Origin of the sequence: Myxococcus sp. AM010, assembly GCF_013372585.1 — a bacterium.
In the GTDB taxonomy this organism is placed as follows: domain Bacteria; phylum Myxococcota; class Myxococcia; order Myxococcales; family Myxococcaceae; genus Myxococcus; species Myxococcus vastator.
Map to the genome: position 1 here is coordinate 122,347 of NZ_JABXEO010000008.1, position 19,091 is coordinate 141,437.

A 19,091-nucleotide genomic window follows, 5' to 3' on the forward strand; every position below is an offset into this window, starting at 1 on the left:
GGCACGGAGGCCCGCGGGGCTCACGCCTCGCATTCCGAAGGTGCGTCGGTGAACGTCTCCAGGCCGGGGAAGGTGAGGGCGCCCGTCTTGGTCAGCGTGCCTTCCAGCGGCGCCCGGCCCTTCAACCGGAGCGTGACCTGCCTGCCGCGCACCGTGTAGCGGCCTCGCACTTCCTTCTGGCGGGGCGTTCCCTCCGGGTCGACCTCCTTCGTCCAGAGGGTGGCCCTCCCGGACGGGCCGAAGCGCAGCCCCTGGGTGGTGCCGTAGACGCCCACGCCCGGGCCGAACCAGGAGACTTCGCGCAGCAGCACGGGGACATCCGCCTCCCGCGCCGGGCTGCGGCCCAGCAGCTTCTGCCAGCCCAGGGTGTCCCGGATGGGGGTGAAGTCCGCGTCCTCCTTCGCGCGGGTGAGGCGCCGGGCATCCAGCTTCACCGCCTGGGTGAGGTGCTCGACGATGACGTCCCGGTGGGCGCTGTACTCGCAGACCTTCCCCTGCTTGCGGAGCACCCCCAGGGTGGCGGCCAGGTTGTAGTGCGCCAGCGCATAGTCCGGGGACTCCCGGGCGGACGCCTGGAAGCGCTCCAGGGCCTCTGGGTAGCGCCCCGCCTGGTACAGCCGGAAGCCCTGGGTGTTCAGTCCCCGGGCATGGGGGGTGGACGCGGCGCCCGAGAGGGCCAGGAGCAACAGGGGCAGGGCCGGGTGCATGGGCCTCCAGAGTGGGGTGCGTAACCGCTTGCGCGTTGAAAGGCGCCTTACCCTGGTGCTAGTCCCGCGCCATGGCAACCGGTACCAGCTATGTGCTCGAGTTCGAGCGCCCCCTGATTGAGCTGGAAAAGAAGATCGACGAGCTCAAGGTCCTCTCCACCAGCGGCACGGTGGATTTCTCCTCTGAGATCTCCAAGCTCGAGAAGAAGGCGAAGAAGCTCCAGACGGAGATCTTCAGCGACCTGTCTCGGTGGCAGGTGGTGCAGATGTCCCGGCACCCGAACCGCCCCTACTTCCTGGACTACGTCCAGTACCTCTTCACCGACTTCGTCGAGCTGTGTGGTGACCGGGCCTTCGGCGAGGACCCGTCCATCGTCGGCGGCTTCGCGCGCTTCGACGGCAAGCCGGTGATGGTGATGGGCCACCAGAAGGGCCGCAACACCAAGGAGAACATGGCGCGCAACTTCGGCATGCCGCGCCCGGAGGGCTACCGCAAGGCGCGCCGCCTCATGGAGCTGGCCGAGCGCTTCGAGAAGCCCATCCTCACCTTCGTGGACACGCCGGGCGCGTACCCGGGCATCGGCGCCGAGGAGCGGGGGCAGGCCGAGGCCATCGCCGTCAACCTGGAGGTCATGAGCCGGCTGCGCGTGCCCATCATCTCCACGGTGGTGGGGGAGGGGGGCTCGGGCGGGGCGCTGGCCATTGGCGTGGGCAACCGCGTGCTGATGCTCCAGAACAGCGTCTACTCCGTCATCTCCCCGGAGGGCTGCGCCTCCATCCTGTTCCGCGACGCCGCCAAGGCGGACAAGGCCGCGGACGCGATGCGGCTCACCGCGAAGGACCTGCTGGAGATGAAGATCATCGACGAGGCCATCGTCGAGCCCGCCGGCGGCGCCCACCGCGACCCCGCGAAGATGGCGGAGGCGCTGGGCAAGACGCTGCGCAAGCACCTGGGGCAGCTCGCCGAGCTGTCACCCGATGAACTGGTCCAGGACCGGTACGCGAAGTTTCGCGCGCTCGGTGTGTTCTCCGGACGCTGAAACCTCCTATCAGGGCCTCACACCATGCGACCGCTCGTCCCCACCCACGTTGAGACGCTCAAGCCGTACGTGCCCGGCAAGCCCATTGAAGAGACCGAGCGCGAGTTCGGCCTCAAGGGTGTCATCAAGCTGGCCTCGAACGAGAACCCGCTGGGGCCCTCGCCGCGCGCCGTGGAGGCCATGCGGAACATCTCTGGCGCGGCGCACCTGTACCCCGACGCCACGTCCTTCCACCTGGTGCGCAAGCTGGCCGCGCACGTGGACGTGAAGCCGGAGCAGGTGGTGCTGGGCAGCGGCTCCAACGAGCTCATCGAGCTGCTCATCCGCACCTTCACCACGCCGGAGGACGAACTCCTCCTGTGCCAGGGCTCCTTCTCCGCGTACCGCATCTCCGCGCAGGCCCACGGGCGGCCCTTCGTGGAGGTGCCCATGCGCGAGGGCCACCAGTACGACCTGGAGGCCATGGCGAAGGCCATCACCCCGCGCACGCGGATGGTGTTCCTGGCCAACCCGGACAACCCCACGGGCACCGCGTTCAGCCGCGACGCGCTGACGCGCTTCCTGTCCGCCGTGCCGCCGGAGGTGCTGGTGGTGCACGACGAGGCCTACTTCGAGTTCGTCGAGTGGCCCGAGTACACCAGCGCCGTGCCGCTGCTCGGCGGGCACCCGAACCTGGTGGCGCTGCGCACCTTCAGCAAGATTCACGGGCTGGCGGGCGTGCGCCTGGGCTACGGCATCATGGATGCCCGGCTGGCGGCGTACCTGCACCGCACGCGCATGCCCTTCAACCTGACGGTGCTGGCCCAGGCCGCGGGGCTGGCGGCCCTGGAGGACACCGAGCACGTGCGCCGCACGCGGGAGGTGAACCGCACGGGGCTGGACTTCTTCGCCGCGGAGCTGCCGAAGCTGGGCGGCACGCTCACGCACAGCCACGCCAACTTCGTGTTCGTGGACTTCGGCCGTCCGTCGGTGGCGCTGTACGAGCAGCTGCTGCGCAAGGGCATCATCGTCCGGCCCTTCGCGGGGCAGGGCTTCCCGAACCACGTGCGCATCTCCGTGGGCACGCCCGCGGAGAACGCCCGCTGCGTCCAGGTGTTGAAGGAGATTTTGTCATGAGCGCCCGGCCCTTCATCGTCGCCATCGACGGCCCCGCGGGCGCCGGCAAGTCCTCGGTGTCCAAGCTGCTGGCGCGCCGGCTGGGCTTCTCGCTGGTGGACACGGGCGCCATCTACCGGTGCGTGGCGTTGATGGCCCTGCGTGAGGGCCTCGCCTTCGACGACGACGCGCGCCTGGGCGAGCTGCTGGGCCGCGTGCACATCCACTTCCAGGTGGTGGGCGAGGAGAACCACGTCTTCCTGGGCGGCCAGGACGTGTCCGGAGAGATTCGCACGCCGGACATCTCCATGGCGGCGTCCCAGGTGTCCGGGCGGCCGGTGGTGCGCGCGGGCCTGCTGCAGCTCCAGCGGCGGCTGGCGCTGGAGTCGGAGAAGGGCGCCATCCTGGAGGGTCGTGACATCGGCACGGTGGTGTTCCCGGACGCGGACGCGAAGTTCTTCCTGGCGGCCAGCCCCGAGGTGCGCGCCCGGCGCCGCTACGAGGAGCTGTTCCAGAAGGGCGTGGAGAGCAGCCTGGATTCGGTGCTCGCGGACCAGACGAAGCGGGACCGCGACGACTCCGCCCGCGCCGTGGCGCCGCTGAGGGCCGCCGAGGACGCGGTGCACGTGGACTCCAGCAGCACCCCCCTGTCGGAGGTGGTGCACGGGCTGGAGTCTGAAATCCTGCGCCGGATGGCCGCGCGCGCCTAGCGCGGGTGGCTGAACCTCCGCCCGGCGAAGGGGACGACGCGCCGCACTCATCAAGAGCGCTTCGCCAGCGCCTCCGCGTAGGCGGCCTGCAGCTCGCCGAACACCGAGCGCGCCGGCCGCGGCGCGCCGAGATGCAGGTGGCGCAGCTCGTCCATGAAGGCGCTCCAGAGCGGAGCGCCGCCCTGTTCCAGCAGCTCCGCGCGCACGGACAATTCCTTGCTCGGGCGCGTATGTCGGCGGCCCCAGGCGCCCATGTGCGCGAGGAGCGGCACGAGCTGGATGGCCGCTTCCGTCAGGCTGTAGATACCCTTCTGCCGGTGGGTTGGATCCGGGCATCGCGTCAGCAGGCCGGACGCCGTCAGGCGCTTCAGCCGGTCCGCGAGGATGTTCGAGGCGATGCGTTCCTCGCTCCGCGCGAGCAGCTCGCCGTAGCTGCGCCTGTTCCCGAACATGACGTCGCGGATGACGACCAGGCTCCAGCGGTCGCCGAGCTGTTCGAGCGTCAGGTTGATCGGGCAGCCGGATCGCCCTGTCTGCGCCATGGCCATCCCCTCCAGGTTACTCCTTGCGGTGTGCAAGTGGTAGCGATAGGGTCCCTTCCACTTGCAAATCGCAAGTGGTTTGAGACAGGAGTCCTCCCGCGATGTCGCTCGTGCTCTACGGTCATCCCTTCTCCTCGTATACGCAGAAGGTCCTCATCGCGTTGTACGAGAACGCCACGCCCTTCGAGTTCCGCTGCATCGGACCGGAGACACCTCGGCATTCGGCCGAGTGGTCACGGCGCTGGCCGCTGCGCAAGTTCCCGCTGCTGGTGGACGGTGAGCGCGACGTCGCGGAGACCAGCATCATCATCGAGTACCTGCACCTCGTGCATCCCGGGCCCGTGCGCCTGCTGCCCGCGGACCCGATGGCCGCGCTCGACGTGCGGTTTCTCGATCGCTTCTTCGACCTGCACGTCATGAACGCGGCGCAGCACGCGGTCGATGGTGCGCTGACGGGGGATTCGGTGAAGCGCCAGGAAGGAGTGGCCCTGGCCGTGAAGAAGCTGGAGGTCGCCTACGCCTGGCTCGAAGGGCAGCTCGCCGGCAGGACCTGGGCCGCCGCTGGCGAGGACTTCACGCTGGCGGACTGCGCGGCGGCGCCCTCGCTGTTCTACGCGGACTGGACGCACCGGATCTCCGAGGCGTTTCCCGTGCTGCGCGCCTACCGTGCGCGGTTGCTTTCGCGCCCGTCCTTCGCCCGCGCGGTGGAGGAAGCGCGGCAATTCCGGCCGCTCTTCCCCCTGGGCGCGCCAGACCGGGATTGAAGCTCGGCGCGAACGGGGCCTAGAAGGTGACGCCTTCCTTCGTCGGCGCGGGCACCTGCAGCGGCAGCTTCAGCGCTCCCGTGCCGTCGCCGTAGAAGGCGTGGTAGAGGAACAGGTCCGCCACCACCTGCTTCACGTAGCCGCGCGTCTCCTTGAAGGGGATGGTCTCCACGAAGAGGTCCAGCGGCAGCGAGCCCCGCTCCTGGATCCACTTCGCCGCCGAGCCCGGGCCCGCGTTGTACGCGGCCGCCGCGAGCACCGGGTGCGCGAAGCGCTCCATCAGCCGGGACAGGTACCAGGCGCCGTAGCGGATGTTCCGCTCGGGGGAGAAGAGGTCCGCGGGCGCGGGGGCGGGCTCCGTCAGCTTCTCCGCGATGGCGTTCGCCGTCTTGGGGATGATCTGCATCAGCCCTCGCGCGTCGGCCATGCTCATCACCTCCGGCCGGAACGCGCTCTCCCGCCGCATGATGGCCCACACCAGGTAGGGGTCCACCTGGTGCCGCGTCGCCGCGCCCTCCACCGCGGTGGCGAAGGCGCGTGGATAGAAAGGCGCCAAGGCCTCCGGAGCGCGCGCGCCGAAGGCCCGGCCCCACAGGTGGCGCGCCGCCACCGTGTAGGCGTGGCCGTACTCGCCCAGTCCCAGCAGCGCGTGCGCGAAGGGCAGGGCCTGGTCCGCGGAGCGCAGCCGCGCCGCGTGGGCTTCCACCTCGTCCGCCGCGTCGCGGAACAAGCCCGCGCGCGTCAACTCCACCGCCAGCTCCAATTCGGGCGGGCGGGGCAACTTCAGCACCTGCGGCGGCTGTGGGAAGTGCGCGGGCGCCTTCAGGCTCAGCGCCTTGAGCCGCTCGTTGGCCATCAACGCGTAGAAGGACGCGGGCGCGGAGGTGATGACGGCCGTGTACGCGGGCCCCAGGGTGCCCGCCTTGGCGCCTTCCAGCTCGCGGCTGCGCGCCATCCAGTAGCGTGCCTGCGGCCCCATGTTGCTCCTGGGATAGGCGGCCAGGAGCGCCTCCAGCGCGGCGCGGGCCTTCGCGTACTCCTCCTGCCGCAGGTGGGCCAGCGCGCGGAACCACATGCCCTCGTCGCGCCGGCGTGAGCGCGGATAGCGCGCCTCGAAAGCCGTGAAGGACCGCACCGCGTCCGCGAAGCGCCCGGCCTGCAAGTCCAGCCAGCCCGCGAAGAAGGCGCCTTCATCACCCGCCGGCTGCGAGGGGTACTTCTTGTCCAGGGCCGCCATCAGCGTCCGGGCCCTGTCGTTGTCGTCGGACCGGAGCGCGCGCCGCGCCACCAGCAGGTCCGCCTCCGCGGCCACGGCGGCGGGGCCCTTGCGCGCCAGCGCGAGCGCCTTCTCCGCATCCTCCATCCGCCCCAGCGCGAACCAGGCCTTCGCGCGCAGCAGCGCCACGCGGGCCGCCTGGGCCTTGTCGAGCTTCACCTTGTCCAGCGTCGCCAGCTCGTCGAGCCCACGCTGCGCCGCGCCCGCGCCCAGGAAGCGGTCCGCGCGAGTGGTGCGCTCGGTGTAGCCCAGCTTCACCGGCGGTGTGCTGCCCTCCGTCAGCCACGCCATGGCCTCGTCGCCGTAGGGGTGGGTGGGGAAGCGCAGGGCCACCGTCAGCATGTCGGCGCGCTGCCCGGCGCGGTTGCCGGAGCCGCCTCGCGCCAGGGCCCGCTGATAGAGCAGCTCCACGGTGGGCGACGCCTTGGCCGCGTCCTCCAGCACCCGGGCCGCGTCCTTCGGCTTGCCTGCCTTGAGCAGCGATTCGCCCAGCCGCGCGCGGGCGCGGGCCGCGAGCTCCGCGGGCGCCTTGGCTTCCAGCACGCGCGCGAAGTCCTCCGCCGCCCCCGCGGCGTCCCCGGCGTAGAAGCGGGCCTGGCCCAGGTAGAAGGCGTGGTACGGCGCCAGCAGTGGAGGGGCGGGCCAGGCGGCCAGCAGCTCCCTTGCCTCGGCGGCCTGGCCATCAGAGAGGGCGAGCGTCCCCGCGAGCAGCGCCAGCCGCCCCGCGTCGTCGCACTTCTTCGCGGCGCAGGCCGCCAGCTCCGCGCGCGCCAGGGCCGCCGCATCCGGCTTGTGGAGGCGGACGGCCTCCAGCGTCGCGGGGGATTGCCCCAGCGACATCCCCGCAACCACCCCCACGACCCACCCACTCAAACTCATGTGGTCTTCCTTTCACGACGCGGCTTTGCGGCCTGCCAACGAGACGCACACACCGATCATTCCCCTTGCCCTGGAGGGAGGGTGGTTTGACAGCGGGCGCGACAAGTCCTAGATCCGCGCGGTGTCGGGCCAGTCCTGACTGTTCAGCACCCGATGTCATTCGCTGAAAGCGTCCAGGCGATTACGTGCACTTGGGTAGGAACAGCCGACCCATTGCGTCACCCGGAGTGAATCACTACCTTGCGCCGCCGCTCAGCGCCACTCCGGTCCGTCGTCGCATGGCGGGTCCAGTCGTTGTCGTCAGGTAGCACTGCTCGTTCACAGCGCTCGGGGGGGAAACAGTTCAGAGGGAGGGCTTCATGAAGCCGTGTCCAGCCGATCTGCCACAAACCATCAACCCCGAAGCCGGGCCGAAGCGTGCCGGCGTCGAGACCCACCGCAACCTCAACTGTCATCAGTATGACAACTGCCTGGATGAAGCCGTCCGGCGAGGCTGGCAGTCGTTCACCTGCATGAAGTGCCCCATGTATCAGCAGGTGGCGCCGCCGCAGATGGGGCTCGAGGCCTACGCCACGCAGCGCCGGCCTGTCTGAGCGGGGTTCCTGGCGTTGACGCCCCTGGTCACACCCACCGGGGGCACCCCGCACGGCGTCTGCGTGCGGGACCTCAGGGGACGGCCGCGTAGATGACGGCCACCCAGTATTGATTCGTGCCGAAGCGGCGGGAGTCTCCCCGCACCACGCCCACGCCCACGCGGTTGTTCGTGGCGTCGGCCAGGCTGCGGGACTCCGGAAGCGCCGTGGGGTCCGACACCACGAAGAAGTCCACGGATGCCGTTCCCGCGTCGGGCAACAGCTCGAAGACGCGGTCGTGCACCGGGGCTTCACCGGGCTGGGCAGAGGGCTGGTCCAGCTCCAGCGCGCGCCTGGCGTGGGCGCGGGCCAGTGTCTCGAGGGCGGCGTTGCGCGTCAGGGGCGGCAGCTTGAGGGTGGCTCGCAGCCGGCTCAGCGCGTCGTAGGCCTCCTGCCGCGGGTCCGCCAGCGCCGGCGAAGCGGGCGGGGCGACGGTGAAGACCTCGGTGAGGACGGCCTCCTGACGCCCGTTCACCGTGTGGAACGCCACGCCCACGCCCATGAAGCGGAAGCCCGGGTCCAGCACGTTGCGCCGGTGGCCCGGGCTGTGCTCGATGCCGAAGTGGGCCGCCAGCGGCCCCGCGGCCAGGCCCAGGTTCTCTCCCGCGCGCACATAGCGTGCGCCCGCCGGCAGACGCTTCGTCAGCGTGGAGCCGTCCGGCGCGATGTGGGCGAAGAAGCCCTCCTTCGACATGCGCGCGCTGTAGTCCAGGGCCACCTGCTCCAGCGCGGCGTCGGGGGACAGCTCGGGTAACGCGTGGGCGCGGCGGAGGGCGTTGATGCGCTCGTAGACGGCCCGGCGGGCGTCCTCCAGCGTGGTGGGCTCGGCGGCGTCCTCGCGGGCGGCGTGCTTGCGGGGTTCGCCCTGGTCCACCAGGAAGAGCGCCGCCACCTCCGGTCCGCCGTCCGCGCGTCCCACCACCTCCACGGTGTACGTGCCCGGCGTGGCGAAGGCGAGCCGGCTGCAGAAGCCGCCCCGCGCGCCCCGGTTCTGGACGGGCATGAGCTTCACCTCGCCGTTCGGCAGGGTGACGTACACCTCTGCCCGCCGCAGCGGTGAGACCAGGGCGCCGCAGAGCGTCATGGCCGAGCGCTGGTCGCGGGCGATGAGGCGCGGGAAGTCCTGGAGCTCCGCCTTGCGGTCCACCAGCAGCAGGACGAGCGCCGCGCGCTCGCCGAGGACGGACACGCCCACGCCGAAGTGCGAGGCGCGCTCGCTGTTGAAGTCATCGCGGTCGAGGAACGTCTCGATGGCGTGCCGTGGCACCCACGCCCGGATGACCAGCGCCCGAGGGGAGGGATCCGCCGCGCCCGCGTCGCTGACGGCGGAGGTGAGGGTGAAGAGGCCCGGCGCGCCGGTGGTGTATTCGGTGAGGGCCTCGTGCGCCAGGCGCCGCGCGGCGGTGGTCAGCTTCGGGTCCTCCACCGGGACGCGCCGTCCCACGCGCTCGAATTCGCGGCTGACGTGCTGGGCGGCGCTGCGCTCCATGCCGGACGACGTCGGCGGCGCGGCGGCCAGGAAGGCGCTGAGCGCCAACAGGGCCATCATCATCGGCGCGCCACCTGGAACGTGAAGGAGAGGGCCGTCACCGTGCCGGGGCCGAGCCGCGCGTTGAGCTGCTCGCACAGCGAGGCCGCTTCGGACTCCAGCGACTGGGCCCACTGGGCGCCCGTCACCGCCACCACCAGGGTGGTTCCATGCAGGGCCTGGGGGGTGGTGTTGCGCGCGAGGTGCGGACCGACCACCGCCGCCCACACCGGCGCCAGCGCGTGGCCCTTGCCGGACTCTCCCGCCAGGCGTGCCAGGACGCGGGGAAGGAGACTTTCCAGGGACTTGGGTTCACCACGGGCCATCAGGGGGGCGATCATCGATCCGTTGCCCCCGAAAGCCAACTCTCGCTTGCGGAGGAGGGGCGCGCGGCGGGCGGACCGGCTATGATGGGGCTCGAAGGGCGGCGGCCGGCGCCGCGTACCGTCGCGCAGCGCGCGTCCTGCCTGTAAGGTCGCGGACGGTCCCCCCGGAGCCGCATCCGTATGAGTCCCACACCCCGTCCCCTCGTGCTGGCTTGCCTGGCCTGTGTCCTGCTGTGCCTGAGTGGCTGTGGCGACATGGACACGGGGACAGACCTCCCCGTGGGGCCGTTCCCACAGGGGGCGTACTGCTCCGTCGATCAGGACTGCCTGGACCCCGCGCTCTTCTTCTGTGATTCGGCCACCTCGCGCTGCGAGCCCGCCTGCCTGACGCGCGAGGACTGCGGCCAGGCGCGGCGGGGCCCTCATGCGCTGGCCGCGTGTGACGAGGCAGGCGGCGCCGGTTGCCAATGCGACATGAACCGGTGCGTGCCCGTCGTCTGTGCCGCCGACACGGACTGTGACTCGGGCGAGGTGTGCCGTGACGGAGCGTGTGGCTCGCCGCCGTCCGAATCCCGGGCCGTCGGGTGCGAGGTGACGCCGGACGTCGTCGTGGGCACCTCGGGGATGACGGTGGACTTCCGGGTGTGGGTGCGCGAAGCGACGGGCGCGCCGCTGGTGCTGCGTGACGGCGTGGCGTGGGAGGCGCTGTCTGCCTCCGTCGTCGGGGGCGGAGAGGGCCACCAGGCCTCCGTCGTGCTGGGCGAGCCCGCCTCGGAGCACCTGGCGCTGGCGGCCCGGGTGGGCAGCGCCTCCTGCCATGCGCGCGTCACCGTGCTGCCCGCCGAGGTGGCCCCGGGTGGGGTGCGCGTGCTGGTGGTGGATGCGCTCACCGGGCGCCCGGTGCCGCTGGCCGTCGTCGCGGTGTCCGGTGAGGACGGCGACCTGGAAGCGGCCATGGTGACGAACGCAGACGGCGCCGCCTGGGTGCCCGCGGAGGGCAAGGTGGCGCTCTCCGCCTTCCACCCCGACTACGGCTACCTGACGCTGGCGCGCCACGACGCGAGCCAGTTCCGCGACGTGCGGATGGCCCTGCGCCGCAACCCCTTGGACCGCTTCGGCGGCGTGGCGGGCCCCTTCCCCACGCTGACGGAGCCCTCCTCGACGGCGGTCTCGCTGCGCGTGGGGCTGGTGGGGTTGTCCGTGCCGGGGCTCCCCTCCGAGCTGGCCCCCGAGTCCTTCCTGGGCCCGGAGCGCGAGGTGGCGCTCCCCTTGGGCACTGGCCCGGACCGCCTGTCGCTGCCGTCGGGGAGCGCGCTGTGGCTGGCGGGCAGCGCGATGCCGCACGTCGCGGCCCCGGGCGTGGCGGGGGTGTGTGACGACTCGCTGCCCGGCGTGCTGGACGCGGAGCTGGCCATTCGCACGGGCGCCTGTGGGACGCGGACGGCCTGGGCGCTGACGGGCGCGCTCCCCCTGAACGAGCTCCCCCTCAACCTGCTGGCGCCGGGGATGGATCCGCTGCTGCAACTGGGGCAGTTGGTGCCCGGCTCCACGCGCTTCTTGTCGGCGCTGTCGCGTGACGCCCGCTTCACCCTGGCGCCCACGCCCGGCATCCTGACCGGCGAGCCGGATACCGGTGCGGCGGAGTACGCGCAGGCGCTGCCCTTCGAACGGGAGACGCCGGGCGTGCGGCTGTCGTTCCCCTTCGCCGTGCGTGTGCCGCCGCTGCCTCAGTACCGGGGCGCGCACCTGGACCGCGCCTACGTGTTGGCCACCGTGGCGGTCCCGGGCCGGGGCATGGTGCCGTTGGGGCTGGGCGCCGCGGCCAACGTGGCGCCGGCCGACCCGAACACGGACGCCGATGCGCGGCTGCTCCGGCCCGGGCTGGTGCCTGTTCGCATGGCGCCCACGCACCGGGGCCTGGAGGGACTGCCGTACCGGCTGGTGGTGTCCGCCACGTCGGGGGCCCACGCCCAGGACGGCACGGTGGCCACCAGCGCGCTCGTGGCGAACCTGCCCAGGCCGGAGTTCGACCCGGACGGCCTGCGGCCCGTGGACGCGGGGCTGAGCTTCCTCTCCCTTCCGGAGTCCGCTCGCTACAACTTCGACGGGGACGCCCACGGCGAGCTCGACGGCCGCGAGTTCCAGGCCCAGGTGGACGGACGGGCCAGCGTGGTGCGCGCCGAGTTCACCAACCGCGCCGGCCGCCGCTGGACGGTGTTGATGGACCCGGACGACACGGACGACGGCGTCGTCGTTCCCCGGCCGCCGATGGGGTTCGAGGACCGCACCTTCGACGGCTTGCTGCAGCCAGCGCGGGCGAAGCTCCAGGTGGAGGCGCTGCGCGTGCGGGGCCTGGACCGGCGCATGGGGCAGGGCCCGTCCCGCCTGGTGGCCGCGGAGGGCCTGGGCGTGGAGCGGCTCGCGGACCTGACGGAGGCCGTCGCCACGCTGAGCCTGGGCCGGCCGGAGGTGACGTGGCGCCATCCGGAGGCGGATGGGCAGCGGCTGGCCCGAGGCAGCGCGGTGCGGGTGAGCGTCTCCGGCTTCCGCCTGGGCACGGGTTCAGGGAGCGAAGGCCAGGTGCGCGTCAGCCTGCGGGGCGGCACGGATTGCGACGACCAGGTGCTGTTCGCCGCCGCCCCCGTGGCGCCGGGACGCGGCGAGGCGGAGCTGCAGCTCCCGGCGAAATGCTCGGGGCTGGGCGTGTCGCTGGTGGCCACCCTGGTGGACCCGGAGGGTGACCCCCTGCGCCCGCTCGTCACCGCGACCCGGCAGGTCGACATCCCCTGAGGCCCGAGTGCGGGAACACCCACCTGGATTCCCATGCACTGACTCGCTTTCTTGATTTGCCGGGTGGTAGCGTTGTTGTCCCGGGAGGCAAGGTGCAGAAGGAGACGGTCGTCACGGTCATCTCGAAGATCTCCGACCGGCCGGTCAACCTCGACGCGGCGCTGGTGGTGATCTACGGCTTGGACCTGGGGCGCAAGTTCGACCTCACGTCGGAGGAGACGCTCATCGGGCGCTCGTCCAAGGCGGACATCCAGATCGACCAGGAGTCGGTCAGCCGCAACCACGCGAGCATCACCAATTCGCGCGAGGGCGTGCGCATCCGCGACCTGGGCTCCACCAACGGGACGTTCATCAACGACGAGCTGGCGGAGGGTGGACGCGAGCTGCGCAACGGCGACCTGGTGAAGATTGGCCGCACCATCTTCAAGTACATCGCTGGCGGCAACATCGAGGCCGCGTACCACGACGAAATCTACCGGCTGACCACGATGGACGGCCTCACGCAGATCTACAACCGGCGCTACTTCGACGAGCAGCTGGACCGGGAGATTTCGCGGAGCCGCCGCTACGAGCGGATGCTGTCGCTGGTGCTGCTGGACATCGACCACTTCAAGGCGGTGAATGACAAGTACGGGCACCTGGCGGGTGACTCGGTGCTCAAGCAGCTGGCGTCCACGGTGCGCACGAAGATCCGCCGTGAGGACGTGTTCGCGCGCTACGGCGGCGAGGAGTTCGCCATCCTGCTGCCGGAGGTGTCGCTGGCCGGCACGCGCCAGCTCGCGGAGAAGGTGCACCGGCTGGTGGAGAAGCAGCGCTTCGAGTTCGACCGGCAGGCGATCCCCGTCACGGTGTCCGTGGGCCTCGCGGTGCTGGAGCCACACCACCGCGAGTCGGGTGAGCTGGTACGCGACGCCGACGAGAAGCTCTTCGAGGCGAAGACGTCCGGTCGCAACCGCGTGGTGGGCTGAGGCTCCAGCCCACCTCGAGCCTGTCCAGGCGCCTCGCGCTTCAGCCCGCGAAGACGGAGCGGCGCTCGCGCAGCAGCGACTGGAGCATGCTCTGGATGGCCTCGCGGGTGCGCTCGGTGAGGCGCTGGACTTCGCCCAGGTCGTCCGCGGCCTCGGGCGCGAGGTCCTCGACGCCAATGGGTTCGCCGAAGCGGATGCTCCACTTGGCCGGCAGGGGCAGGGGGCCCAGCGGCGTGAGGGGCACGTAGGGCAGGCCCAGGAAGGACGCGGGGATGCGGCCCAGCAGGGGCGACGTCTCCTCCGCGCCGACGATGGCCACGGGGACGATGGGCGCGCCAGTGCGCAGCGCCAGCTTCACGAAGCCGCCGCGGCCGAAGCGCTTCAGGCGGTACCGCTCACCGAAGGGCTTGCTGAGGGCCTGGTAGCCTTCGGGGAAGACGACCAGCGGGCGGTGCTCGTCCAGGAGCCGCAGCGCGTTCTCCGGGCAGGCCCGCACGGCGCCCAGGCGGTTGAAGAGCGTGCCCACCATCGGCGCGTGGAAGACCTGGTCCTCCACCAGCCAGCGCGGCTCGCGCAGGTCCGGGCGCTCACGCGTGAGCGCCATGGACATGACGAGCCCGTCGTAGGGCAGGGCGCCTGAATGGTTGGCCACCAGGATGGCCGCGCCCGGCGGCACGTGGTCCACGCCCTGCACGGACACGCGCCAGTACTGCGAATAGAGGAACTCGAGCACGGGCTCCAGCCGCTCGACGAGCGACGGGTCCTTGCCGTACGCGTCCAGGTTCGCGCCACCGCCGGTGCCCAGGCCCGCGCGGACCATGTCCTTCAGCCCGCCCATCGCGAGCATCGCCCGGGCCAGGCTCTCGCTCGCCAGCGCCTGCCCGGCGATGTCACGGGCCAGGGAGAGGGCCGCCACGGCGCGCTCCGCCAGGGGACGGACGCCCTCGGGCTCACCGCGTCCGGACTCCGGAGAGAAGGCCTCCCGATAGGACTCACCCGCGCTCGCGGCGGGCGGCGGTACCAGCGACAGCGGGCCCCTGCGGCCGGGCGGGAACTCGTCGCGCGTGGCATCCGGCAGCTCCACCTCCGGCTCCACCGCGGAGGTGTCCGCCTCCTCCGTCACCACGACGCGCACGGACGTCTCCTGCTCCCACCGGGTGACCGCCGGAGCCTCCGGTGTGGCGTGGTGGGCACGCCCCTCGTCCATGGCGGCCCGCGCCGCGCTGTCCGCCACCTGCGCGGCCACGGCCGCGGCGAGCTCCTGCTCCTGTTTCAGCGGCTGGGCAGGTGGGCCCTGCTCCAGTGCTTCCTCCACCGCGGCTTCGGCCAGCTCGGTCGCGAGCTCCGTGGCCATGAGCCGCTCAAGCTCGGCGTCGGGGCCGGGCTGTGCGCCCAGCGCCGCGTCCACCGCGGCGGTGGCGGTGGCTTCGGCCACCTCGGCGGCAAGGGCCTCCGCCAGGGCATGGTCCACGTCGCGCTGCTTCGACGTGGGGGCTCCGGCATCGTTCACCGGGCCGGGGGCTGGTGCGTCCAGCGTGAGCGGCGTGGCCGCCGCGGGCTCGCGGAGGGGGAGGGCGGCGTCGCCGGCGCCGTGGGCAGAATCCCGGGGGGGCCGCGTCCCCGAGGCCTGCGCCGGAGGCCGGGCAGCCGCGGCGCCCTTCCTGCCTCCGGCCGCCTTGCCGCCCTTGGCCTTCGCGGGCGCCTTCTTGCCCTCGTGCTTGCGCGACTTCGCGGAGGCCGCCTTGCCACCGGCCTTCGCGGCCGCCGTCCCGCCATTCCCCGGCTGCTTCTTCGTCACCGTCTCCGCGGCGGCGGCCTTCTCCTCGCCACCCGGCGTGGAAGCCTCGGTGGGGCGCGACGCGGCGCCGCGCTTGAAGGGATCGTTCCCAAGGACGCCCTTGGCCATGACTAGCTCCTCTTCAGCGCCGCAGCGGCGTCTCTGACATGGTGGAGGGGGATGAAACCGAGCACGGATTCGGCGCGCTCGCCATCAGCGACCCATGAGTAATGGATGTAGTCGAGCAGGGCCACGGGCAACGTGCCCGCGCCCACGGCGTCCAACGTATGCAGGCCGGCGCGGAACAAGGGCCCTGGCAGGGGAAGCGGCCGCGCGCCCGCCCGCTGAATGAGCCCGGAGATTGGCATCACCCCCTGGCCCACGATGTTGAACTCGCCGGAGGCGTCCGCGCGCAGGGCCAGGTGCAGGGCCCGCGCGGCGTCGTCTTCGTGCAGCCCCTGCCAGAGCGGATCGAAGCCCATCAGCGTGGGCACCACCGGGTTCTTCAAGAAGCGCGTGGCCGGGTTGTCCACCGAGGGACCGAGCACCGGCGCGAAGCGCAGCACCAGCACGCGCATGTCCGGATGCCGCTCCCGGAAGGCGCGCACCTGGCCTTCCACCTCCACCTTGTCGGTGACGAAGCGGCTGTGCGGGCAACCCTGGAGCGCTGAGTCCTCGCGAAGCAGGGCGGGGTTGTTGCCGCGCGCCCCGTAGACGGCCGTCATGGAGGGCACCACCAGCCGGGGCAGCCGCGAGCGGCCCGCCGCCGTCAGCACGTTCATGGTGCCAATGACCTCCAGCTCGTGCGCCAGGGAGCCGTTGCGGATGGGGCCGAACAGGAACGCCAGGTGGTAGAGCGCGTCCACGGGGCGCTCGGTGAGCGCGTCGGTGAGCTCGCTCTCGGCGTCGTACCGGGTGAGGTCCACGCGGTGGAACTCCACCTTGTCGCCCTCCGGCCGGGTGACGTCGAGCACGAGGATGCTCTCCACGTCGGGGTCCTGGTCCAGCCGCGACAGCAGGAGCCGTCCATAGTCGCCGCTCGCGCCGGTCACCGCGATGCGCAGCCGCCCCTTGCCTGGTCGTGACACGTCCATACGCGGCGTCGTGTGTTAGCCCAGCCGCCTGGGATTGTCAGCCGCGACGCCTGTTGTGTTGCTGGACAACGTCGCCTGGGTGGCGGAGGGTGTCCGGCCGTCATGTCCCGGATTGCCCGTCTCAGCGACGTCCTCATCAACAAGATCGCCGCCGGCGAGGTGGTGGAGCGCCCCGCCTCCGTCGTGAAGGAGCTGGTGGAGAACGCCATTGACGCCGGGGCCAGCACGGTCCGCGTCGAGCTGGACGGCGGGGGCGTGGACCGCATCATCGTGTCGGATGACGGGCACGGCATGGGGCGCACGGACGCCGTGGCCTGCCTGGAGCGCCACGCCACCAGCAAGCTGCGCGAGCTGGACGACCTGTTCCACATCGACTCCATGGGGTTCCGGGGCGAGGCCATCCCCGCCATCGCATCCGTTTCCCGGTTCACACTTCACACCGCGGACGCGAGCTCCGAGGTGGGCACGCGGGTGTCGGTGGAGGGCGGTGGGCCACCGCTGGTGGAGGACGCGCCGCCGAGGACGGGCACGGTCATCACGATAGAGGACCTGTTCTTCAACGTGCCCGCGCGCCGCAAGTTCCTGCGCCGGGGCGACACGGAGCTGAAGCACGCGGAGGAGGCCGTGGTGCGCCTGGCCCTGGCGTACCCGGAGGTGGGCTTCTTCGCCTCGCACGAGGGCGGCACGCTCTTCTCCAGCGCGGCCTGCCCGGATGACCCGCGCGAGCGGATCGCCGCGGCGCTGGGCTCCACGGCCCATCCGCACCTGTTCCCCGTGGAGGAGCGCCGGCTGGGCGTGGCCGTCACGGGGTATGCCGCCTCGCCCGAGTTCACCTTCAACAACGCGCGCGGCCTCTACACCTTCGTCAACCGCCGCTACATCCGGGACCGCGGCCTCATTGGCACCATCCAGCGCGCGTACCAGGACTTCCTCGCCGCCGGGCGCCAGCCCGTGGTGGTGCTGCACATCGACGTGGACCCGCGCGCGGTGGACGTCAACGTGCACCCCCAGAAGCAGGAGGTCCGCTTCGCCGACGCCCGGGGGGTCCAGGAGGCGGTGACGGCCGCGCTCAGCCGCATGCTGCGCGCCGCGCCGTGGCTGGGCTCGGGCGTGGAGGGCGCCGCGCCCCAGGCCGGCCAGCCCATGGACGCCGCGCACTACGCGCACGCGGTGGAGCGCTTCCTCACCCGCGCCCAGGAGGCCGCGTGGGGTGGCCCGCTGCCCACCGCCATGGACGCGCCGGGGGGGCCCGGTCCGGGGGCGCCGCCCCTGGGGCAGGGGGCTCGGCCGGGCGCGCTGCCCTTCGCCGCCGCGGTGGGGCAGGCCCCCGCCTTCGGACAGGCGCAGCCGCAGCTCAACGAGGCCCCCCCGCCGGGCTACTTCGGCGCGCTGCGGCCCCTGGGCATGCTGGGCGGCCGCTTCCACCTCTGCGAGGGGCCGGGGGGCACGCTGGTGGTGATGGACCCGCACGCGGCGCTGGAGCGCGCGCGCCTGACGGGCTACCTGCGCGCGTTGGAGTCCGGCAAGCCGCCTCCGGCGCCCACGCTCTTCGGCACCACGCTGGAGCTGCCCGTCGCGGCGGCCAAGGCCCTGGTGGAGGGCAGGGAGGCCCTGTCCCGCCTGGGCTTCGACGTGGAGCCGTTCGGCGGCACCACGGTGGCGTTGAAGACGGTGCCGCCGGGACTGGAAGGCGCGGACGCGCGCGCGCTGCTGGAAGCCCTGGCGCGGGCGCTTCCACCGAAGAGCGCGACGCTGGACACGGTGTCGCTTGCGGAGGCGGTGCGGGTGATGGCGTGCCACGCCGCGAGGCAGGCCGGCGCGGCGCCGCTCTCCGACGCGCAGTTCCGCGCGCTGCTCGGGGAGCTGGACCGGGCCGACTTCCATCCCCCGTGCAGCCACGGCACGGTGGTGGTGCTGGAGATTCCCCTGCTGGAGCTGGAGCGGCGCGCCCGCTGAGCGCCCTGAAAATTGACGGGGGGGGACCCCCTGTTAGCGTGCGCCACACGCCTGTAGCACCCAGGCCAACCTCCGCAGCGCACAGGAGCGGGCACATGCACGGTGTGATCACCCTGCGGGACGTGGTGGCGAATCTCGGCGTGGTGCTGCGCGAGTTCGGCGCCGGATGCGTGGTGCGCTGCTTCGTCGCATCGCTGCGCCGCCGGCGGACCACCTTCCTGGAAATCGCGCTGAGCCCCAAGCGCCCCTGACGCCAAAGCCGCCATTGATGCTCCGCCGCCTTCTTCCGCTCGCACTGCTGCTCTCCGCCCCCGCCGCCGCTCAATATGACGGTTACGGCGATGAGGACGTGTCCACCTCGCTGGATGGGGTGGGCCGCATCACCATCCAGGGCGGCTGGCGCATCACCCCCAACAAGACGCTCTACGACGGCTGGTACTCGCGCTCCGCCAACCAGGGGCTGCCGCGTGCCCGGGAAGTGGCGGGCGGGCCCACGGTGGTGGGGTCCTTCGCCTACGCCATCTCCGACCTGCTGGAGGTGGGCATCGACCTGTTCGGCACGCAGAGCCGCCTGTACCTCAACGAGCCGGGCGTCGACGGCGGGCCGCCGCAGGCCCGGCAGGTGGACGTGCTGGGCTACGGGGCGCTCATCGGCCTGCGCTTCCAGACGGTGCTTCCGCAGCTGGGCCCGCATGGGCTCGTGCCCTTCGCGGGCCTGCTGACGGGGCCCACGCTCGCCTCGTCGGAGCGCAAGGGGGAGGCGCTCCAGGAGATCACCACCCAGACGTGGATGGGCAACGTCGGCGCCACGTTGCGCCTGACGCCGCGTTGGGGCATCACCGCTGATTACCGGCTCGCGTTCCTCCGAGGTCCGGTGGGGCCGTCCACTGCGCGCGTCGGCTCGTTCAGCCTGGGAGGGAGCTGGCTCTCGCTGGGCGTGACGTACAGCTTTCCAGCGGAGCCATCACGGCCGCTGCCCGGGAGCCTGTAGCTCCGGAGGGGTGGCA

At 72.0% G+C, this 19,091-nt stretch carries 17 protein-coding genes; 10 read left to right on the forward strand and 7 right to left on the reverse strand.

What is annotated here, in order from left to right:
* Window positions 1-20: 20 nt before the first annotated feature.
* On the reverse strand, window positions 21-707 hold the full coding sequence (locus HV826_RS07005) for a tetratricopeptide repeat protein (protein WP_303623428.1): 687 nt from the start codon (window positions 705-707) through the stop codon (window positions 21-23).
* Between the two features lie 71 nt (window positions 708-778).
* Here HV826_RS07005 and HV826_RS07010 point away from each other — a divergent pair, with 71 nt between their 5' ends.
* The 3 genes from HV826_RS07010 to cmk are packed head-to-tail and all read left to right on the forward strand — an operon-like array spanning window position 779 to window position 3,552.
* A complete protein-coding gene (locus tag HV826_RS07010; RefSeq protein WP_176416225.1) occupies window positions 779-1,747 on the forward strand; it encodes an acetyl-CoA carboxylase carboxyltransferase subunit alpha in 969 nt (322 codons plus the stop codon).
* 24 nt (window positions 1,748-1,771) lie between these two features.
* Window positions 1,772-2,863 carry a histidinol-phosphate transaminase gene (gene hisC, locus HV826_RS07015; RefSeq protein WP_176416226.1) on the forward strand — a complete coding sequence of 364 codons (1,092 nt, stop codon included), beginning with the start codon at window positions 1,772-1,774 and terminating at the stop codon, window positions 2,861-2,863.
* On the forward strand, window positions 2,860-3,552 hold the full coding sequence (gene cmk, locus HV826_RS07020) for a (d)CMP kinase (protein ID WP_176416227.1): 693 nt from the start codon (window positions 2,860-2,862) through the stop codon (window positions 3,550-3,552). Before hisC ends, cmk begins: the two co-directional genes overlap by 4 nt.
* Window positions 3,553-3,602: 50 nt before the next feature.
* Here cmk and HV826_RS07025 read toward each other — a convergent pair whose 3' ends face one another.
* On the reverse strand, window positions 3,603-4,100 hold the full coding sequence (locus HV826_RS07025) for a helix-turn-helix domain-containing protein (protein ID WP_217918010.1): 498 nt from the start codon (window positions 4,098-4,100) through the stop codon (window positions 3,603-3,605).
* 95 nt (window positions 4,101-4,195) lie between these two features.
* On the opposite strand from HV826_RS07025, the gene HV826_RS07030 reads away from it, so the two are divergent.
* Window positions 4,196-4,858 (forward strand): glutathione S-transferase family protein, encoded by a 663-nt coding sequence (locus HV826_RS07030; protein WP_176416228.1) that lies wholly within the window; start codon window positions 4,196-4,198, stop codon window positions 4,856-4,858.
* Window positions 4,859-4,877: 19 nt separating this feature from the next.
* On the opposite strand, the gene HV826_RS07035 is transcribed toward HV826_RS07030, so the two are convergent.
* Entirely contained in the window at window positions 4,878-7,013 is a 2,136-nt protein-coding gene (locus tag HV826_RS07035) for a transglycosylase SLT domain-containing protein (protein ID WP_176416229.1), read from the reverse strand.
* 359 nt (window positions 7,014-7,372) lie between these two features.
* Here HV826_RS07035 and HV826_RS07040 point away from each other — a divergent pair, with 359 nt between their 5' ends.
* Window positions 7,373-7,606: a hypothetical protein gene (locus HV826_RS07040; protein ID WP_002636478.1), complete on the forward strand. Its 234-nt coding sequence runs from the start codon at window positions 7,373-7,375 to the stop codon at window positions 7,604-7,606.
* Window positions 7,607-7,679: 73 nt separating this feature from the next.
* On the opposite strand, the gene HV826_RS07045 is transcribed toward HV826_RS07040, so the two are convergent.
* Together HV826_RS07045 and HV826_RS07050 are read right to left on the reverse strand one after the other, a co-directional pair.
* Window positions 7,680-9,194 (reverse strand): CAP domain-containing protein, encoded by a 1,515-nt coding sequence (locus HV826_RS07045; RefSeq protein ID WP_176416253.1) that lies wholly within the window; start codon window positions 9,192-9,194, stop codon window positions 7,680-7,682.
* The gene (locus tag HV826_RS07050; protein ID WP_176416230.1) at window positions 9,194-9,499 is read right to left on the reverse strand and encodes a DUF721 domain-containing protein; all 306 of its coding nucleotides are present in this window, start codon (window positions 9,497-9,499) and stop codon (window positions 9,194-9,196) included. The genes HV826_RS07045 and HV826_RS07050 overlap by 1 nt, the downstream gene beginning before the upstream one ends.
* Window positions 9,500-9,679: 180 nt before the next feature.
* On the opposite strand from HV826_RS07050, the gene HV826_RS07055 reads away from it, so the two are divergent.
* Together HV826_RS07055 and HV826_RS07060 are read left to right on the forward strand one after the other, a co-directional pair.
* Window positions 9,680-12,289, forward strand: coding sequence for a carboxypeptidase-like regulatory domain-containing protein (locus HV826_RS07055; protein ID WP_176416231.1), 2,610 nt, complete (start codon window positions 9,680-9,682; stop codon window positions 12,287-12,289).
* Between the two features lie 92 nt (window positions 12,290-12,381).
* Window positions 12,382-13,257 carry a GGDEF domain-containing protein gene (locus HV826_RS07060; RefSeq protein ID WP_176416232.1) on the forward strand — a complete coding sequence of 292 codons (876 nt, stop codon included), beginning with the start codon at window positions 12,382-12,384 and terminating at the stop codon, window positions 13,255-13,257.
* Between the two features lie 40 nt (window positions 13,258-13,297).
* Here HV826_RS07060 and HV826_RS07065 read toward each other — a convergent pair whose 3' ends face one another.
* Both HV826_RS07065 and HV826_RS07070 read right to left on the reverse strand, forming a co-directional pair.
* Window positions 13,298-15,163: a lysophospholipid acyltransferase family protein gene (locus HV826_RS07065; RefSeq protein WP_176416233.1), complete on the reverse strand. Its 1,866-nt coding sequence runs from the start codon at window positions 15,161-15,163 to the stop codon at window positions 13,298-13,300.
* A 2-nt stretch (window positions 15,164-15,165) separates the two neighbouring features.
* The gene (locus HV826_RS07070) at window positions 15,166-16,128 is read right to left on the reverse strand and encodes an SDR family oxidoreductase (protein ID WP_176416234.1); all 963 of its coding nucleotides are present in this window, start codon (window positions 16,126-16,128) and stop codon (window positions 15,166-15,168) included.
* Between the two features lie 102 nt (window positions 16,129-16,230).
* On the opposite strand from HV826_RS07070, the gene mutL reads away from it, so the two are divergent.
* The 3 genes from mutL (at window position 16,231) to HV826_RS07085 (ending at window position 19,075) form a co-directional block, all read left to right on the forward strand.
* On the forward strand, window positions 16,231-18,084 hold the full coding sequence (mutL, locus tag HV826_RS07075) for a DNA mismatch repair endonuclease MutL (RefSeq protein ID WP_176416235.1): 1,854 nt from the start codon (window positions 16,231-16,233) through the stop codon (window positions 18,082-18,084).
* A gap of 95 nt (window positions 18,085-18,179) precedes the next feature.
* Window positions 18,180-18,335: a hypothetical protein gene (locus HV826_RS07080; RefSeq protein WP_163884409.1), complete on the forward strand. Its 156-nt coding sequence runs from the start codon at window positions 18,180-18,182 to the stop codon at window positions 18,333-18,335.
* Window positions 18,336-18,352: 17 nt separating this feature from the next.
* Window positions 18,353-19,075: a hypothetical protein gene (locus HV826_RS07085; RefSeq protein WP_176416236.1), complete on the forward strand. Its 723-nt coding sequence runs from the start codon at window positions 18,353-18,355 to the stop codon at window positions 19,073-19,075.
* Window positions 19,076-19,091 lie beyond the last annotated feature (16 nt).

Excerpts from the sequence above, each read along its gene's own strand:
- HV826_RS07005 (WP_303623428.1), bottom strand. The coding sequence starts at position 707 with ATGCACCCGGCCCTGCCCCTGTTGCTCCTGGCCCTCTCGGGCGCCGCG.
- HV826_RS07050 (WP_176416230.1), bottom strand. The coding sequence starts at position 9,499 with ATGGCCCGTGGTGAACCCAAGTCCCTGGAAAGTCTCCTTCCCCGCGTC.
- HV826_RS07070 (WP_176416234.1), bottom strand. The coding sequence starts at position 16,128 with ATGGACGTGTCACGACCAGGCAAGGGGCGGCTGCGCATCGCGGTGACC.
- HV826_RS07055 (WP_176416231.1), top strand. The coding sequence starts at position 9,680 with ATGAGTCCCACACCCCGTCCCCTCGTGCTGGCTTGCCTGGCCTGTGTC.
- HV826_RS07025 (WP_217918010.1), bottom strand. The coding sequence starts at position 4,100 with ATGGCCATGGCGCAGACAGGGCGATCCGGCTGCCCGATCAACCTGACG.
- HV826_RS07030 (WP_176416228.1), top strand. The coding sequence starts at position 4,196 with ATGTCGCTCGTGCTCTACGGTCATCCCTTCTCCTCGTATACGCAGAAG.
- HV826_RS07040 (WP_002636478.1), top strand. The coding sequence starts at position 7,373 with ATGAAGCCGTGTCCAGCCGATCTGCCACAAACCATCAACCCCGAAGCC.
- HV826_RS07010 (WP_176416225.1), top strand. The coding sequence starts at position 779 with ATGGCAACCGGTACCAGCTATGTGCTCGAGTTCGAGCGCCCCCTGATT.
- HV826_RS07045 (WP_176416253.1), bottom strand. The coding sequence starts at position 9,194 with ATGATGGCCCTGTTGGCGCTCAGCGCCTTCCTGGCCGCCGCGCCGCCG.
- HV826_RS07080 (WP_163884409.1), top strand. The coding sequence starts at position 18,180 with ATGCACGGTGTGATCACCCTGCGGGACGTGGTGGCGAATCTCGGCGTG.
- HV826_RS07035 (WP_176416229.1), bottom strand. The coding sequence starts at position 7,013 with ATGAGTTTGAGTGGGTGGGTCGTGGGGGTGGTTGCGGGGATGTCGCTG.
- hisC (WP_176416226.1), top strand. The coding sequence starts at position 1,772 with ATGCGACCGCTCGTCCCCACCCACGTTGAGACGCTCAAGCCGTACGTG.
- HV826_RS07085 (WP_176416236.1), top strand. The coding sequence starts at position 18,353 with ATGCTCCGCCGCCTTCTTCCGCTCGCACTGCTGCTCTCCGCCCCCGCC.
- cmk (WP_176416227.1), top strand. The coding sequence starts at position 2,860 with ATGAGCGCCCGGCCCTTCATCGTCGCCATCGACGGCCCCGCGGGCGCC.
- mutL (WP_176416235.1), top strand. The coding sequence starts at position 16,231 with ATGTCCCGGATTGCCCGTCTCAGCGACGTCCTCATCAACAAGATCGCC.
- HV826_RS07065 (WP_176416233.1), bottom strand. The coding sequence starts at position 15,163 with ATGGCCAAGGGCGTCCTTGGGAACGATCCCTTCAAGCGCGGCGCCGCG.